This window comes from Gemmatimonadota bacterium (genome assembly GCA_021295815.1).
Taxonomy (GTDB): Bacteria; Gemmatimonadota; Gemmatimonadetes; order Longimicrobiales; family Gaopeijiaceae; genus JAGWBQ01.
The window spans coordinates 25,904-42,149 of the sequence record JAGWBQ010000010.1; the positions used below are offsets into that span (position 1 = coordinate 25,904).

Below are 16,246 nucleotides of genomic sequence, written 5' to 3' on the forward strand. Positions count from 1 at the left end.
ACACTTCCCGATGAACATTGCACGCTCAGCTTGGGCCCTCCTCGGGGCGCTCGGCCTCTCGGTGCTCACCGCGCCCGGCTTCGCCCTTGCGGCTCAGCTCGAATCCGACGCGGCGGCCGGCGCCGGCAGTGCGAGCGCGGTCCCGCTCACAGCTCACCGACTTGACGACGAACAGATCTTTCTCGACGGACGCATCGTGGAATCGGCATGGAACCGAGCGCTCTCCATCACCGACTTCACCCAGCAGGAACCCGTCGAAGGCGCCGAACCCACCGAGCCCACCGAGATCAAGGTCGCGTACGACTCGGACAACCTCTACATCGCTGCGATCCTCTACGACGACCCGGAAGGGATCATCGCCTACCAGCGGGAACGGGACGCGTACCTGTCCACGGACGACCGCTTCATGTGGATCCTCGACACCTTCAAGGACGGACGCACCGGGTACTTCTTCGAGACCAACGCGAACGGCATGATGGGCGACGCGATCATGACCGGCGGTGGCGGCGGTGGTGGCGGCGGCGGACGCGGCGGCGGCGGACGCGCTTGGGACGGCATCTGGGAGGTGCGAACCGCTCGCCGGGACGATGGCTGGTCGCTCGAGGTGCGCATCCCGTTCCGCACGCTCAACTTCGATCCCTCGGCCGACGAGTGGGGGATCAACTTCCAGCGCACGATCCGACGCAAGAACGAGGAGATACTCTGGCGGGGCTGGCGCAGGAACGAAGGACTGCGCCGCCCGGTCTTCGCCGGGACCCTGAGCGGCCTGAGCGGGCTCTCCCAGGGCCTGGGGCTGGAAGTGGTGCCTTCGGCCATCGGAAGCTGGAAGAGCATTCCCGGTGGAGGCGATCCCACGTCGTATCCTCGCGACGTCTCCTTCGACCTCAACTACAGCGTCACGCCGTCGCTGCGCTCCTCTCTCTCCATCAACACCGACTTCGCCGAGGTGGAGAGCGACCAACGCAGGGTGAACCTGACCCGGTTCCCCCTCAGATTCCCGGAGAGACGCGGGTTCTTTCTGGAAGGTTCCGGCGTGTTCACGTTCGCGCCCAGAAGCGGCCCTTCGCCCTTCTTCTCCCGCAACATAGGTCTCAGACACGGGCAGCAGGTCCCGATTCGCTTCGGCACGCGGGCGACCGGGCAGATAGGCGGCACCGAGGTCGGGTTCTTCCAGGTCGGAACGGGCGACTTGGACTATTTGAGCGACGAGGCGCCGGTCCATGTCGATGCGGAACAGTTCACCGTGGCCCGCCTCCGGCAGCCGTTCTTCGAGCAGTCCACGATCGGGGGCATCTACACGCGCCGGGACCCGGGCGGCGAAGCCGGCGTGGTCGGACACACCGCCGGAGTCGACATCCAGCTCGCGTCGCGCAACTTTCTGGGCGACAACAATGCCGAGATGGAGGCGTTCGTGGTCTGGAATTCAAATCCCGACGCGAGCGTTTCCCGGAGCTTCGGCGATCTCTCGGCCCGCGGCCTCAGGGTCAATTTCCCCAACGACATCTGGTCGGGGCACGTGTCCTACCGCGAGTTCGGCGACGACTACGACCCCACGCTGGGTTTCGTGACCCGCAACAACTTCCGCCGCATCGAACCCAGGATAGGGTGGTCTCCGCGCCCGGAGGCGATTGGCGCCATTCGCAACCTCGGGTTCGACGTGCAGTTCCGCAGCCTTTGGGGGATGGGCGAAGGCGGCGTGCTGGAAGAGCGGCAGTGGGAGTTCGGAGTGGTCGAGTTCAACTTGGAGAGCGGCGACAACATCGACTTCGAGATCACCAACACCTACGAATTCCTCGACTACTCGTTCGACGTCAACGACGGCGTGTCGATCCTGCCCGGCGAGTACGATCTCTGGAGGTACGAGATCGGCGCGCGCACCGCGAGCAGGCGCAAGGTCTCTCTCTTCGGCAACCTGAACTGGGGCGAATTCTGGGACGGCGATCGCTGGGGCGGATTCGCTCGAGTCTCGGTGCGTCCGAATCCGGGCGTCACGGTCGCCACCAACATTCAGTACAACAACGTCACCCTGCCCAGGGGCAGTTTCACCGCGAACGTCTACGAGCTGGAGACCGACCTGAATCCGTCGCCGTGGGTCGCCGTGTCGACGCAACTGCAGTACGACGACGTCTCTCAGCTTGTCGGCCTCTTCGCGCGGCTGCGCTGGATAGTGAAACCCGGAAACGACGTATATCTGGTCTACACCCACAATTGGCAGAACTTGGGCACGGGTGTTCTGAACCACCGGGAGCTGACCACGCTCTCGCGCGGCGCGTCGATCAAGGCGAACTACACCTACCGGTTTTGACGGTCGGCGCCGGCGAGGCAGTCCGGCGTTCGATTACCGGTCGTCGGTGTAGCGCAGGAAGATCTCGTGGAGCGAGGGTTCCAGCAGCTCGAAGCGCAGGATTCGTGCTCCGGCGGCGACCGCGCGCTCCAGAATGGGCTGGTGGTCGGCCCCGTCGCGGAGAACGAGCCTGGACCAACCGTCCATGTCTTCGACCGAGGCTATCTCCGGGCCGCCCATCCAATGGTCCGGACCCTCGAACTCGACGCCGACCGCGCCCTTCCGCTCCTCCCGCTTGAGCTCGCGCAGGTTCGAGTCGATGATCTTTCTAGAGCTTGAAATCAGGCAGACTCGGTCGCAGAGGCTCTCCGCCTGGTGCATAAGGTGCGTCGAGAAGATTATCGTCCTGCCCTGATCCCTGAAGTCCCGTACCAGTCGCTCGAGAGCGTCCTGATTTATGGGGTCGAGGCCGCTGAAGGGCTCGTCGAGAATGAGCAGCTCGGGTTCGTGAAGCACGGTACCGATGAACTGCACCTTCTGCTGCATTCCCTTGGACAGGGCCTCGGCCTTCTTGTCGGCCCATGCGGCCAGCTCGAAACGCTCGAGCCAGCGTCCGGCGCGTGCACGTCCCTCGGACTTCGAGAGCCCGCGTATCTCCGCCAGGAACGTGAGCTGTTCGAGGACCTTCATCTTGGGGTAGAGACCGCGCTCTTCAGGCAGGTACCCCACCTGCTTGCGGCGCGTGTGCTTGGGGTCGCCCCCGAAGAGCGAGACCGATCCGCGATCGGGCATGAGAATTCCCATGATCATCCGAAGGGTCGTGGTCTTACCGGAACCGTTCGGCCCGAGGAGTCCGCACACTCCGCCGCGCGGAATGGTCAGATCGAGCTCCGACACCGCCGTGTGGCCGGTGAAGCTCTTGGAGGCTCCCGCCATCGAGACCACCGCACCCGCGCTATCCACGGATCACCCACCTCGCCAGCTCCCTGATCGACGGACGTTTGCCGGTCGAGAGGATGCCGATTCGATAAATGCGACCGGCGACCCAGGCGCAGCCCACGAGCGCCATCCCCATCAGAGCGAAAGACAACGCGATCTCCCAACCCGCTGCCGCGCCTGCGGCCACCCTCGCCCACATGAGCACCGGCGAGAACATGGGGAAGAGCGAGGCCCATAGCGCCAAGGTCGAGTTCGGCGCCTGGATGATCGGCATCAGAATCATGATCTGGGCGACCATCAGCATGACCACGGGCATCGTCGCGTATTGCGCTTCCTGCTCGGATCCGCACATGGCCCCGACCGCCGCGAAAAGCCCGGCGAAGATGAAGTAGCCGAAGAGGAAATAGCCGAGGAACAGCGCCAGGATGGAGAGCCCCGGAAGTTGACCGCCGAAGGTGGCTAGGATCTGGCTCACTTCTTCGGGCAAGAACCCCTGAACCAGACCGACGCCGAGCGCCACGGCCGCCAGAAGGCTTCCGACCCAAATGGCGAGTTGGGTCAGACCGGCGCTCCCCACTCCCAGGATCTTGCCGAGCATGAGGTGAGTCGGACGCACGCTGGCGACGATGACCTCGACTATGCGTGACTGCTTCTCTTCCAAGGTGGCGCGCAGGACCGCAGATCCGTAGATCAGGATGGCCATGTAGAGCACGAATCCCCCTCCGAATCCCAACCCCAGCCCGACAGCCTCCCTGGCCTCCGCTTCGTCGACGGCGACCGCGTCGTCGGATTCCGTCGTAGACACGGTAACGGCCAGGGAACCGAAGCCGGATCCGGATCCCCTTTCGCCTAGCGCCGCGAGAACGACCGCGCCCTCGATCGCGGCTCTGCGCAGACCCGAAGGAACCTCGGCGGTATGGAACAGGGCCGAGCCGGTCTCGGGGCCGACGCTTCCGATGATGAGGACTCCGGTATAGGTGCCGGTGTCGGCGGCGGCGAGCGCGGAGGTGACCTCGGAGGGCGGGTCGAGCGGAATATCCACGGTCGAGTAGCCGATGCGGGCGAGGCGAGGGCTCAGATCGTCGGCCAGGACGCCGGAAGAGTCCACCACAGCGATGAGGTTCCGGTTTTCGTCGTCTCCTACCGCCATCATCGCGAAGAACACCGAGAGAGCCATCATCCCGATCATCATGAGCGGGATGCCGAGAGTCGCCAGCACGAAGGCCTTGGATTTGACTCGCTGCTTGTACTCGCGACGGAGTATGGTCCACACGTCACCTGCCATCGTCGCTCCTCCGGGAGTCGTGAGCTTTCCGGGAACCCGAACCGACGATTCCGGGGCCTGAAGCCGAAACCGACGGGTTGAAGATATAAAGGGGCCAAGATGCGTGGGCGTTCGGAGCCCCGGGAGCCAACTGAAGTCCGACCGGGCCGACCGATCCGGAAATCAGACTAGATTACAAAGGAGCAGACGTAACGATGTCGGGACCTACAGGCCGCCGGCCGGGGACGAGCGCAGAGTGGCGATATTTCGAGAAGTCGGACGCGGGGAGGTTCCTTTGGGAGTGGGCGGACGCATCACCATACCCTACAACATCCGGGAGAGCATGAAGCTGCTCGAGAAGGAGGGCAGCGCCACGCTCAACCTGCGGGTGGAGGAGACCCGAACCCGTCAGGGGGTCCGCCACCAACTGGTGGTCTGGGAGAAGCCCGCGCCGCCTCCCACCGAGAAGGCCGAACCGCCTCCCACCGAGAAGGCCGAACCGACCCCTACCGAGTGACCGTTCGTTATCCGATCGCGGCGGCGGAGCGCAGCATCGCTACGAGCGTCCGTTCGTCGAACTCCCTTGCGGTCTGCACGGCGGTGTCATAGCTGTCTTCCACTATTATGACGGCGGTCGCGCGACTCGCCTCCGGATCCGCGTTCCCGGCGTCGAAACGAAGACGCCCCTGGAAGACGTCGGGCCGATGGGGGTTGTCGACGGCTTCAAGATACGCGTGCCAAAGCTCGCCCTCGAAGGCGACGGTGGCCAGGTGGGTGCCGCCGGATCCAAAATCTTTCATCCCGAACCTCTCAACTGAACTTGACACTAAGGTACCCCCTGCGTAGCTTACGGCCCTCGTTCAAGGGGGGCCGCCGTCCGACGGTCAAGCGGTCGCGCCTCCCGGATACACCTCCTCCAACCCCGCGTGCCGCGGGCCGCGTACCCGAGACGCCGATCGGACCGAGCCAAATATGACACGGCACTGGTTATTCGTCGGACTGAGCTGCGCGGCCGCCCTCGTGACGCTCGCCTTCATACAGGTCGAGCAGGATGCGGAACACGAGGAGGAGGAGGCGGCGGAGTCGGTCCAGCCCATCGCCTTCCCGCACGATCAGCATTCCGGAAGCGAGCCCGGTCAGAACCGAATGGACTGCCAGTACTGTCACTTTTCGGCGGAGCGCTCGGTGGACGCCGGAATCCCTTCTGTCGCTTCTTGCTGGGGTTGTCATCAGGCGATTCCCGGCACCGACGCCCGGGCGGAGGTGGCCAAGATCGGGGAGTATGTGCGGTCCGGGGAGCCGATCCCGTGGGTGCGCATCTACAAGGTCTCCGATCACGTGCGTTTCCCGCACATGCGACACGTCAACGCGGGCCTGACCTGTCAGGAGTGTCACGGCGAGGTTCAGGAGACGGGCGTCATCGAAGAGCCGTCGCCGGTCTGGGGAGGCGACAACATGGGGTGGTGCGTGAGCTGCCACCGTAAACCCGACGAGAACGGCGAGCAGCAGGCTTCCACCGACTGTGCCGTCTGCCACTACTAAAGGGAGCTGAGAGTATGGCCGCCGGCATGGAACGGAGGGATTTTCTCAAAGTGGTCGGGGTTGGCGGCGCGGGCGCGACCGTCGCCGGCTGCTCGACGGGAGAGGTGGAAAAGCTTCTCCCCTACGTCACCCACCCGGAAGAGATCACTCCGGGCGTGGCGACCTGGTACACCACGGCTTGCGGCGGCTGCGAAGCCGGCTGCGGCATGTGGGCTCGGACCCGCGAGGGCAGGGCGGTCAAGCTGGAAGGCAACCCCAACCACCCCGTGTCGCAGGGTGCGCTCTGCTCGGTGGGTCACGCCAGCCTTCAGCACCTCTACAACCCAGACCGTCATCCCGGGCCGCTCGTGCGCGAGGGCGACCGCGTTCGCAGCGGGGGGTGGGACGAAGCCGAGCGCTTTCTGGCCTCCAAGATCGGTCCCGAGACCAGGGTCCTCCTCCTTACGGGACGGTGTGGCCCGACGCTCGACCGTCTCTTCGACGAGTTCACGGCCGCGGTGAACGGCACCCGGGTCAGGTACCTGCCCGGCTCCAACTCGCCCGCCCTGGCGGCCGCCGCCATCGTCTACGGGGCCGACGCACCGTCCCTCGGCGACATCGGCGCGGCCCGCACGCTCATCTCCTTCGGAGACGATTTCACCGAAGGCACGGGATCGGTCGAAGGCGGCAGGGGCCTCGCCCGCTCGAACGCTCTTGCCCCCGACGGGAGCAAGGGCCGTTTCGTCTACGTAGGCCCCCGGCTCTCGGCCACGGGCATGAACGCCGACGAGTGGGTACCGGTCCGGCCGGGCACCGAGGCGCTGCTCGCGCTGGGCATGGCGTCGGCCATCGCGACCGATCCCGAGGTGGCTGGGTCTTGGGCTCCGCTTCTCCGGCAGCACACTCCCGCGACGACGGCTGCGGCCACCGGCGTAGAGGAAGCCGACATCCGCGAGCTCGCGCACCGCTTCGCCTCGGAGGGGCCGAGCCTCGCGCTGGGACCGGGGGCGGGCGGTTCGCACCGACGCGCCACCCAGGCCCATGTGGCCGTGGCGCTCCTGAATCACGTCGCGGGCGCCGCAGGCGGCACGGTCAGGGTCGGCGCGGGTCCCAACCCCACGGGCAGCTACGGGGAAATGGCCGACGCGGTGGAGGCCATGGCCGCAGGTGCGGTAGACGTGGTGCTCGTGCACGGCATCAATCCCGTCTACGAAATGCCCCGAAGTTCCGGCTTCAGAGAGGCGTTCGAGCAGGTACCCTTCAAAGCGTCCTTCGCCCAAGCTCGAGACGAGACTTCCGCGCTCGCCGATCTGGTACTTCCCGACCGCCATTTCCTCGAGTCGTGGGGCGATACGAACCCGCGGGCGGGAATCAGGGCGCTCCAACAGCCGGTCATGCAGCCGGTCCCGCACTTCGACTCGAAACAGACCGGCGACGTCCTGCTCTCGGTCGCCGCGCATCTCGGTAGCGATCCGGGCGCGAGCACGTTTTTCGACTACCTGCGCGAGGCCTACCGAGCCGAAGCCGGTGAAGGCGACTTCGACGCCAGGTGGCGCGAGTACCTCCGTAGCGGCGTGGTCGAGATCGGTGCCGATCCCGATCCCGAGGATACGGCGGACTCCGCAGCGGCTCCCGCCCTGATGCCGATGGGCGCCGTCGACTTCACCCCGGCCCGGTTCGACGAGGGCGGCGATCTTACTCTGCTGGTACATCCGTCGCCGCGTCTGGGATCGGGCGAGCATGCCAACCAACCCTGGCTCCAGGAGCTGCCCGACCCGGCCTCGAAGATCACCTGGCACTCGTGGCTCGAGATCAATCCGCACACCGCCGAGGAGCGCGGACTCCGAGACGGCGACATCGTATCGGTCGCGTCGGCGCACGGGACAGTCGAAGTACCTGTGTGGCTTTATCCGGGCATCCGTGAAGACGCCGTGGCGCTCGCGCTCGGCGGCGGCCACACCGCCATGGGGCGCTGGGCCGACGGCAACGGCGTGAACGCCCTCGACCTACTCCCTTCGGACACGGACGAGCTCTCCGGGGCCTTCGCGGCGACGTCGGTCACGGTCACGGTCACGCCCACCGGCTCGCGGCGGGCTCTGGCCACGGTCTCCGGCTCCGACGACGACTTCGACCGTCCCATCGCCCCGGCCGTCGCCTTGGCCGATCTCGGCCACGCCGAAGAACACGAGGACGACCACCACGGCGAGCTCGACGAGCTTCAGGGGCTGGGCGGCTTCGTTCCGGTGCCCGCCGAAGACGGCGCGCCCACCGCGTTCCCGCTGGAGGGCTCCCGGCACGGACCTTACGAGAACTCGCACGAGAGCGAGCCGCGTTGGGCGATGGCGATCGACCTCGACAAGTGCACGGGTTGCAGCGCCTGCGTCACGGCCTGCCAGGCCGAGAACAACGTGCCTTGGGTCGGCGAGGAACAGCTTCTGGGTGGGCGCGAGATGAGCTGGATCCGGTTGGAGCGCTACTACAAGCAGGTGGACGCGACGCGGGCGGGTCCGCTCGACGTGCGCTTCCTGCCCATGCTCTGCCAGCACTGCGGCAACGCGCCCTGCGAGCCCGTCTGCCCGGTGTACGCGACCTATCACACCCCCGACGGCCTAAACGCTCAGATCTACAACCGTTGCGTGGGCACCCGCTACTGCGCCAACAACTGCCCTTACAAGGTGCGGGTCTTCAACTGGCTCCGCTACGCGGACGGCGTTCCCGAGCCTATGAACTGGCAGTGGAACCCCGACGTCACCGTGCGCGGCAACGGCGTCATGGAGAAGTGCTCCTTCTGCGTCCAGCGCATCCGTGAGGCCGAGAACCGGGCCGCGCTCGAAGAAGGGCGTCCGGTCAGGGACGGCGAAGTCGTGCCCGCCTGTCAGCAGAGCTGCGCGGCGGAGGCCATCGTGTTCGGCAACATCCGCGATCCCGAATCGCGGGTCGCGAGGGTCACCGACGACGAGCGCACGTATCGGGTTCTCGACGAGTTCATCAACACCCAACCTGCGGTGAGCTATCTGAAGAAGGTCACGCACCACGCGGCCTCCTCCGGGGCGGGTCACGCACCGTGAGCCTGAGTCGGCCGGGGTCGCGAGCCCGGGGAGCCCTTCCCCACCCCGACGTAAGGGGTCACGGCGAGGTCAATCGCGATGTCCTGAAGATGCTCTCCCGGCCCGGCAAGGGCTGGTGGAGGCTTTTTGCCATCGCCGCGACCGGGGTCCTGGTCTTCCTCGGCTCGTGGGGATATCAGATATACGAGGGGATCGGCGTTTCGGGGCTGAACTCGCCGGTGGGCTGGGGCGTGTACATCACGACCTTCGTCTTCTGGGTGGGTATCGCCCACTCGGGTACTCTCATCTCGGCGATCCTCTTCCTATTCCGCGCCCCGTGGCGTCAGTCCATCTACCGCGCGGCGGAGGCGATGACGGTCTTCGCGGTCATGACGGCAGGTCTCTTCCCGCTCATCCACGTGGGGCGGGTCTGGCACGCCTATTGGCTGATCCCGTATCCGAACTCGCGCTTCCTGTGGCCCAACTTCAAGTCGCCCCTGGTCTGGGACGTCTTCGCGGTCACGACGTACTTCACCGTTTCGGCGGTCTTCTTCTTCCTGGGTACCATCCCCGACCTTGCCGCCGCGAGAGACAAGGCGCGCGGTCTGCGCAGGAGGTTCTACCGGGTCATCTCGCTGGGCTGGCAGGGCACCGACCGGCAGTGGCACCACTTCGGCAAGGCCTACATCTTCCTGGCCGCTCTCGCGACGCCGCTGGTGCTTTCGGTCCACTCCGTGGTCTCGTGGGATTTCGCCATGTCGATCGTCCCGGGCTGGCATGCGACCATCTTCGCGCCCTACTTCGTGGCCGGCGCCATCTTCTCCGGCGTGGCCATGGTCATCACGCTGGTGGTTCCGCTGCGCAAGGTCTTCGGGCTCGAGGCCTACCTGACGGTCCGCCACTTCGACATGATGGCGCGGCTCTGCCTGCTCACCTCTCTCATCGTGCTCTACGCCTACCTCTCGGAGTTCTTCATGGCGTGGTACAGCGGAGAGGAGATCGAGCGCACCGCGTTCTGGAACCGCCTATTCGGCGATTACTGGTGGGCTTCGTGGACCATGCTCACCTGCAACGGACTCGTCCCGATCATGCTTTGGTTCAGGCGGGTTCGCCACTCGATACCGGCGCTCTTCGTGATCTCGATCTTCATCAACATCGGGATGTGGTTCGAGCGCTACGTCATCGTGGTCACCTCGCTGCACCACGAGTACGAGCCCTTCGCGTGGGGCATCTACCAACCCTCGATCGTGGAGATCGGGATCCTGCTTGGCTCGTTCTGCTGGTTCGGGTTCTGGTTCCTGCTCTTCACCCGTCTGCTACCGCCGGTGGCCATCCAGGAGCTGAAGGAGGTCATTCCGCCCGCCTTCAAGGGGAGGAGATCGTCTCCCGTAGGCTCCGGAGCCGTCGCGGCGCCCGGCGTGGCCTCACCCGCGGGCAAGGAGGTGACCCTGTGAGCGCGCGACGAGCACTGCTTGCCTCCTACGAATACCTCGACTCGACCGTCAACGCCATCCGACGTCTGCGCAAGGCCAAGTTCGCGGTGAAGGCGTACAGCCCCTATCCCGAGCATCACATCGAGGACGCACTCGGCTACGGGCAGAGTCCCGTGCGGGTGTGGACCCTGGTAGGAGCGCTCACCGGCACCGCCGCCGGCTTCGGCATCTCGATCTTCACCTCCGTCGACTGGCCGCTCGTGGTGGGCGGGAAGCCGATCGTGTCGATCCCGGCGTTCGTAGTGATCGGCTTCGAGCTCACCGTGCTCTTCGGAGCTCTCTCCACCGTCATCGGTCTCTTCGTGCTCTCGCGGATGCCGAACCTGCGGCCCCCGGTCATCTACGACCCCGAGTTCACCGCCGGACGCTACGGCGTCTACGTGGAGGCGCCGCCAGGGCGTTTCGAGGAGGCGCGCCGCATTTTGGAGGACGAAGAGCCGGCGGAGCTGAGGGAGGGCGAAGATGCCGCTGAAGGGGAGGCCGACCATGACTAGGGCCGCCGGAGCATGGAGGATGCTGGTAGTAGCCGGGCTCGCGCTCGTCGCGGCGTCCGGCTGCAAGCCGCTCGACGACGCCATGGTGGCGGTCTTCGGTCGGAGCATGCGCGACCAGCGCTCCTTCGATCCTTACGAGAACACTCGGGGAGTCCCCGACAATTCGGTGGCTTTCGCCTCCGGCAACTACCCCGTCGCTCCCGGCGACGTGAACCTGGGCCAGGCCGAAGGCGCCGACGTTCCGCCATTCACGCAGCTCGACCTGGGCGTGCCCGGAGTGGGCGGCGAGGCGATCCAGGGGCTCGTGAACCCGATCGACCCCGACGACCCGGACGACCTGGCGCGGGGCGAGGAAATTTACCTGCGCTTCTGCGTCGTGTGCCACGGTCCGGACGGGGTGGGCGCGAACGCCTACATCGCCGACAAGCACCTCGTGCTGCCCGCCTACAACATCTCGGGATCCGGCGTCGCCGGCTACAGCGACCAGTACATTTACGCCATCGTGAGGGTGGGACGAGCGGGGATGCCGGAATACGGTAGCAGGATCACCCATTTCGATCGCTGGCGCGTGGTGAACTACGTGCGCAGGCTCCAGCGCGAGGCCGGAAATCTTCCGGAGCCCGGGGACCAGGGCGAGGCAGGCAACTGATGGCGCACCATCAAGTTCCCGACAGCATCGAGCGACGTTACCTGGAGCCGTCGGCTCGGGGTCGCACGGCGGTAGCGGGGCTAGTGGTCGTGGGGCTGGTCGCTCTGGTCTATCGTCTGATCGAGGATCCCCGAGGGGCGTGGATCTCGTACGTGAGCAACTGGCTCTTCTTCACCAGCGTCGCCATGGGCTCGGTCTTGCTGGCGGTGGTGACCTGGGTGGTCAAGGCGAAGTGGAACTGGCCGATGCGCCGGATCTCGCAGGCGGCGGTCGCCTTCCTGCCCATATCGTTTCTCCTGCTTGTGCCCATGCTGCTCTTCCTCGGGGAGAACTACTTCCCTTGGATCGCGATGATGGCCGACGATCACATCGTCCAGAACAAGGCGGCCTACCTGAACCGGCCATTCCTGGTCGCGCGCAACGCGGTCGGCGCTCTCCTCCTCTTCGGCATGGCCGTCTATTTCGTCTGGCACGCGGTCCGACCCGACCTGGGGTCCGACACCGATCCAAGCGAGGGAAGCGGCAGGGAGGCCGCCCGGCGGAGCTTCTGGCGGCGGGAGCTCACCAGAGGCTGGATGGGGCAGGCCGAGGAAGAGGCGGTGTCGTACAGGCGCATGACCGTGCTCGGACCCGCCATCATCCTGGTCTACGCCGTGGTGATGAGCATCTTCTCCTACGACTGGGCGATGTCCTTGGAGCCCCACTGGTTCAGCACCATGTTCGGGCCGTGGTTCTTCATGGGAGCCTTCTGGACAGGCGTGGCGTCCACCGCGCTGTGGAGTCTCCATCTGCGCACCAGGGACCCTTATCTCAGTCGTGAGATCGGGCTCCAGCAGCGCCACGACATCGGCAAGCTCGCCTTTGCCTTCTGCGTCTTCTGGACCTACCTCTTCTTCAGCCAGTACCTGGTGATCTGGTACGCCAAACTTCCGTGGGAGCAGGCTTGGATCGTGCGCCGATCCTATCCCGAGTCCTGGGGTCCGTTCTCGCTCGCCGTGCTCGCCTGCTGCTTCCTGATCCCGTTCGTCGGACTGATCGGACGGAAGTCGAAGCGGGTGCCGGGCCTGCTGGCGTTCTTCTGCGTGGTGGCTCTGGTTGGCATCTGGCTGGAGCGCTACGGGCTCGTCGCTCCGTCGCTCTGGCACGAAGGCGACCCGATCTTCACCATCTGGCATCCGGCCATCGGATGTCTCTTCCTGGGTCTCTATCTGTGGGCGGTGAGGTGGTTCCTGCGCACCTTCCCCGCGGTTCAGCTCTGGCAGCCGCAGCCCGATCCCGAGCCGCTCGAGGCCGAGCTGCACGCTCCTGCGCCGGCGGGGGCCGAGGGGTGAAGGCCATGACGATGTCGGGAGCCGGAAAGGACTTGCGGCCCGTGTGCCTGGCGGAAGGCAAGACTGCGATGCGCCGCTGCCCGGTGGCCTGACGCGGAGCCGAACCTTACCCTGCGGTTTCCGTCAGAATCTCGACCACCTTCCTCTGCAGCGGACCGATGTCGGGATAACGCCCGTCGGCGCCCACCCCCGCATGCTGCCGGTTGGTCAGGAGCACGATCACCATCCGGCGAGCGGGCACGGCCAAAACCAGAGTGCCGGTGAATCCGGTGTGCCCGAAGCTGGCGGGCGGGGCGTAGTCCGGGAGTTGCCAGCCCAGCGCCTGCCCTTCGCCGGTGTCTTCGAGGAACTCGCGCACGGTCTCCGAGCCGAAGAACCGCCGGTCGCGGTAGCGCCCTGCTGTCAGCATGAGGCCTACGAGTGTCGCGAGCTCGCCGGCGGTGGAGAAGAGTCCGGCGTGTCCGGCGACGCCGCCGAAAGCGTGGAAACCGTTGCCGTCGTTGACTTCGCCCACGAGGGTGTATTCCCTCCACCCGTTCCAGGCCAGCGGATCGAGATCGATCCGGTATCCGAAGGCCGCGTCGTGCACCATGCGCCGCTCGAAGGGATTGCCGCGGGAGGTTGCGGCGAAGACGGGGAGCGAACGTGCCGTCTCGGCGGATGGCGGCCGATCGTCGGCCGGTGACGGTCGGATGCGGGTGTCGTTCGGCTGTGAAGCGGACCCCCGGTCGAGCGGCCGGAAGCCGGTGGCCCGGAGTCCGAGCGGGCGGTATAGCTCCTCGAAGGCGAATCGGTCGAGGGGCTTGCCGCTAACCGTCTCGACCAGCCTGCCGAGCAGCATGAAGCCGAGGTCGGAGTAGCGGCGCTCCGCTCCCGGGATTCCGACGAGCGGGTGACGATGCACGAAGGCGTAGGCGGCGTCGGGGTCTTCGGCGTGGTAGTAGACCGGCCACCAGGGCGCGAGCCCGGAGCGGTGGGTGAGCAGGTGTCGAGCGGTGATCCGCTCCCTGCCCCCGCCGGTGAAGTCGGGCAGGTGGTCGGCGACCGGGGCGTCGAGATCGACCAGCCCCCGATCCACAAGAGCCATCGTGCTCATCGTGGTGGCCGCGACCTTGGTGATCGAGGCGAGGTCGAAGATCGTCCCGGCGGTCATGGGCACCGGTTCGTCCAACCTGCCGCCGTCGAAACGGAACGCGCTGGCGTGGCCGAGGGCAGACGACATTTCCAAGGGAAGCCGCTCGCGCCGCGACCACGGTCCCGGGGGGTCGGGATGATGTCGAGCCAGCAGCACCGCGCCCGCCAGTTCCCCCCGCTCGATCCACGCCGCCACCTCGCGTTCGGCCGCCCGGAATCGGTCAAGTCGTTCGGATTCGAGCGTATCGGACGAACATCCCTGGCCGGCAAGGGTCGCGACCGACAGGACTCCGACGATCGTGGCGATCATCTTCCCGGCTCCACGCGCGGCCGGCATCCGGGGAACCGAAGCTCTCACGACCCGGCGGCCCGTGCGGCGAGATTCTCGCGAGCACTTAGCGCAAGCGTCCAGCGCGGAGGCGGCGTCGCGCTGCCGCAGCAGGCTTCGTCCACGGGTTGCTAAACGCTCCCCAGCACGTCCAGAACCTCGTCGTGGAGGAGGCCGTTCGAGCTGACTCCCGAGTCACCGCGGATGGTGGCTTCTCCTTCGAGCGTGGTGAAGCGCCCGCCTGCCTCGGTCAGAATGGGCAGCAGGGGAGCGGCGTCCCAGAGATGGAGGCGCGGATCGACCTGAACATCGGCCCTGCCGGTCGCAACCAGCGCGTGGCCGTAGGCGTCGCCCCAGGTGCGGGCGAGCCCGCAGCGCGTTCTGAGTTCGGTCCAGCCCACTGCGGCTCGGCCTGCGGCGTTCGCTTTTTCGTCCGTGGTGCAAACGACCGCTTCGGCGAGTTCGGCCACTTCGGAGACCCGACACGGCTTCCCGTTCAAGGTGCAGCCCAGTCCGCGGCCTGCGGCCACGGTCTCGCCGAGCGCCGGAAAGTGGGCTATTCCGACGACGGCTTCGCCTTCCATTTCGATTCCGATCAGCACTCCGTAGAGCGGAACGCCGCGCATGAACGAGAGGGTGCCGTCGATGGGGTCGAGTATCCAGCGAACCTCCGCCCCCGGGTCGGATTCTCCGAACTCCTCGCCCAAAATTCCGTGCGCCGGGTAGCGAGAGGAGATGCCGCGTCGGAGAAGCCGCTCCGCAGCGCGGTCCACTTCGGTGACGGGCGATCCGTCCGACTTGTTCTCGAAGTCGAGCGCGAGGCCGAAGTGAAGGAGCGTAAGCCGCCCGGCCTCCTTGGACAGCTCTTCGGCGACCTCGAGCAACTCGCCCACGAGCCGAATCCCGGCATTCGTCATGGACTAGGACTCTCGATACCGTCGGCGTGACTCGCGCCCGGCCGACTCCCGTCGACCCGCCGGTTCACGACGTGACGGACCTCGTGTCCGATGGCCGCCAGGAGTCGCGCTTCGCGGAGATCCGGTCGTGCCCGTCCGATTACGGTGCGGAGGGTGCGCATGATCGCGCTCGGTCTTCTCGCCTTGAAGAAGTCGATGCTCGCCAGTCCTTGTTCGAGCGCCGCGTATGTCGCCTCCATCTCCTCGTGGGTCGGGGGTCTTTCGGCTCTCCTGCCCTCGACGAGCGGGGGTCTGGGTGCGCGAGCGGCCAGGAACACTTCGTAAAGCAGAAGCAGCACCGCCTGTGCCAGGTTGAGCGACGGGCGCTCCGGGCTTGTGGGGACGACCACGGTCGCGTGGCAGAGATCGAGATCCTGGTTGGTGAGCCCGCGGTCTTCCCTTCCGAACACGATCGCGACCCGGGCTCCAGCGTCGTGCCCCCCGCCATGAACGTCCGGTTCCAGCGCTTTCACCAAGCGGTGCGCGGCAGCTCGCGGGCGCAGGTAGTTGCGACCTTCGGTCCGGGGTCGCGCGGTCGATCCCAGCACCCAGACGCAATCGGCCAGAGCTTCCGCAAGGCTCGAGTGCATCGTGGCGGCGGCGACCAGAGTTTCGCTCCTGTGCGCGATCCCCTCGACGCGATGCGGGTCGAAGGAGTCCGGCTCGACCAATCTGAGGGAGCCGACTCCGAAGTTCATCATCGCCCGAACCACACCCGCGATGTTGACGAGGCGCTTCGGATGATCGAGCACCACGACGAGGTTGTCCAACGCGGCCGGTTCTCGGCGCGTCACTTTCGTCGGCGT

General features: G+C 66.4%; 14 protein-coding genes. 8 read left to right on the plus strand and 6 right to left on the minus strand.

All coding sequences use genetic code 11. The features are described 5' to 3' along the window. The first annotated feature begins 10 nt into the window (after positions 1–10). On the plus strand, positions 11–2,305 hold the full coding sequence (locus tag J4G12_05665; GenBank protein ID MCE2455293.1) for a carbohydrate binding family 9 domain-containing protein: 2,295 nt from the start codon (positions 11–13) through the stop codon (positions 2,303–2,305). A 33-nt stretch (positions 2,306–2,338) separates the two neighbouring features. On the opposite strand, the gene J4G12_05670 is transcribed toward J4G12_05665, so the two are convergent. Next, entirely contained in the window at positions 2,339–3,220 is an 882-nt protein-coding gene (locus tag J4G12_05670) for an ATP-binding cassette domain-containing protein (protein MCE2455294.1), read from the minus strand. 19 nt (positions 3,221–3,239) lie between these two features. Then, positions 3,240–4,508 (minus strand): ABC transporter permease, encoded by a 1,269-nt coding sequence (locus J4G12_05675; GenBank protein ID MCE2455295.1) that lies wholly within the window; start codon positions 4,506–4,508, stop codon positions 3,240–3,242. Positions 4,509–4,743: 235 nt separating this feature from the next. Between J4G12_05675 and J4G12_05680 the strand changes: the two genes are divergently transcribed. Continuing rightward, the gene (locus J4G12_05680; protein MCE2455296.1) at positions 4,744–5,004 is read left to right on the plus strand and encodes a hypothetical protein; all 261 of its coding nucleotides are present in this window, start codon (positions 4,744–4,746) and stop codon (positions 5,002–5,004) included. 7 nt (positions 5,005–5,011) lie between these two features. Here the strand turns inward: J4G12_05680 and J4G12_05685 are convergent, their stop codons facing one another. Then, entirely contained in the window at positions 5,012–5,287 is a 276-nt protein-coding gene (locus J4G12_05685) for a hypothetical protein (GenBank protein ID MCE2455297.1), read from the minus strand. Positions 5,288–5,459: 172 nt separating this feature from the next. Between J4G12_05685 and J4G12_05690 the strand changes: the two genes are divergently transcribed. The 6 genes from J4G12_05690 (at position 5,460) to J4G12_05715 (ending at position 13,022) form a co-directional block, all read left to right on the plus strand. Next, positions 5,460–6,029: a cytochrome c3 family protein gene (locus J4G12_05690; protein MCE2455298.1), complete on the plus strand. Its 570-nt coding sequence runs from the start codon at positions 5,460–5,462 to the stop codon at positions 6,027–6,029. 14 nt (positions 6,030–6,043) lie between these two features. Continuing rightward, positions 6,044–9,076, plus strand: a complete 3,033-nt coding sequence (locus tag J4G12_05695; protein MCE2455299.1) for a 4Fe-4S dicluster domain-containing protein — start codon at positions 6,044–6,046, stop codon at positions 9,074–9,076. A gap of 89 nt (positions 9,077–9,165) precedes the next feature. Beyond that, the gene (gene nrfD, locus J4G12_05700; GenBank protein MCE2455300.1) at positions 9,166–10,509 is read left to right on the plus strand and encodes a polysulfide reductase NrfD; all 1,344 of its coding nucleotides are present in this window, start codon (positions 9,166–9,168) and stop codon (positions 10,507–10,509) included. Continuing rightward, entirely contained in the window at positions 10,506–11,042 is a 537-nt protein-coding gene (locus J4G12_05705; GenBank protein ID MCE2455301.1) for a DUF3341 domain-containing protein, read from the plus strand. Before nrfD ends, J4G12_05705 begins: the two co-directional genes overlap by 4 nt. Then, a complete protein-coding gene (locus J4G12_05710; GenBank protein MCE2455302.1) occupies positions 11,035–11,691 on the plus strand; it encodes a cytochrome c in 657 nt (218 codons plus the stop codon). Before J4G12_05705 ends, J4G12_05710 begins: the two co-directional genes overlap by 8 nt. After that, positions 11,691–13,022, plus strand: a complete 1,332-nt coding sequence (locus J4G12_05715; protein ID MCE2455303.1) for a hypothetical protein — start codon at positions 11,691–11,693, stop codon at positions 13,020–13,022. The genes J4G12_05710 and J4G12_05715 overlap by 1 nt, the downstream gene beginning before the upstream one ends. 106 nt (positions 13,023–13,128) lie before the next feature. Here J4G12_05715 and J4G12_05720 read toward each other — a convergent pair whose 3' ends face one another. The 3 genes from J4G12_05720 to J4G12_05730 form a co-directional block, all read right to left on the minus strand. Continuing rightward, entirely contained in the window at positions 13,129–14,466 is a 1,338-nt protein-coding gene (locus tag J4G12_05720) for a serine hydrolase (GenBank protein MCE2455304.1), read from the minus strand. Between the two features lie 149 nt (positions 14,467–14,615). Further along, on the minus strand, positions 14,616–15,401 hold the full coding sequence (locus tag J4G12_05725; GenBank protein MCE2455305.1) for an inositol monophosphatase family protein: 786 nt from the start codon (positions 15,399–15,401) through the stop codon (positions 14,616–14,618). Then, positions 15,398–16,234, minus strand: a complete 837-nt coding sequence (locus tag J4G12_05730; protein MCE2455306.1) for an RNA methyltransferase — start codon at positions 16,232–16,234, stop codon at positions 15,398–15,400. Before J4G12_05730 ends, J4G12_05725 begins: the two co-directional genes overlap by 4 nt. Between the last annotated feature and the right edge of the window lie 12 nt (positions 16,235–16,246).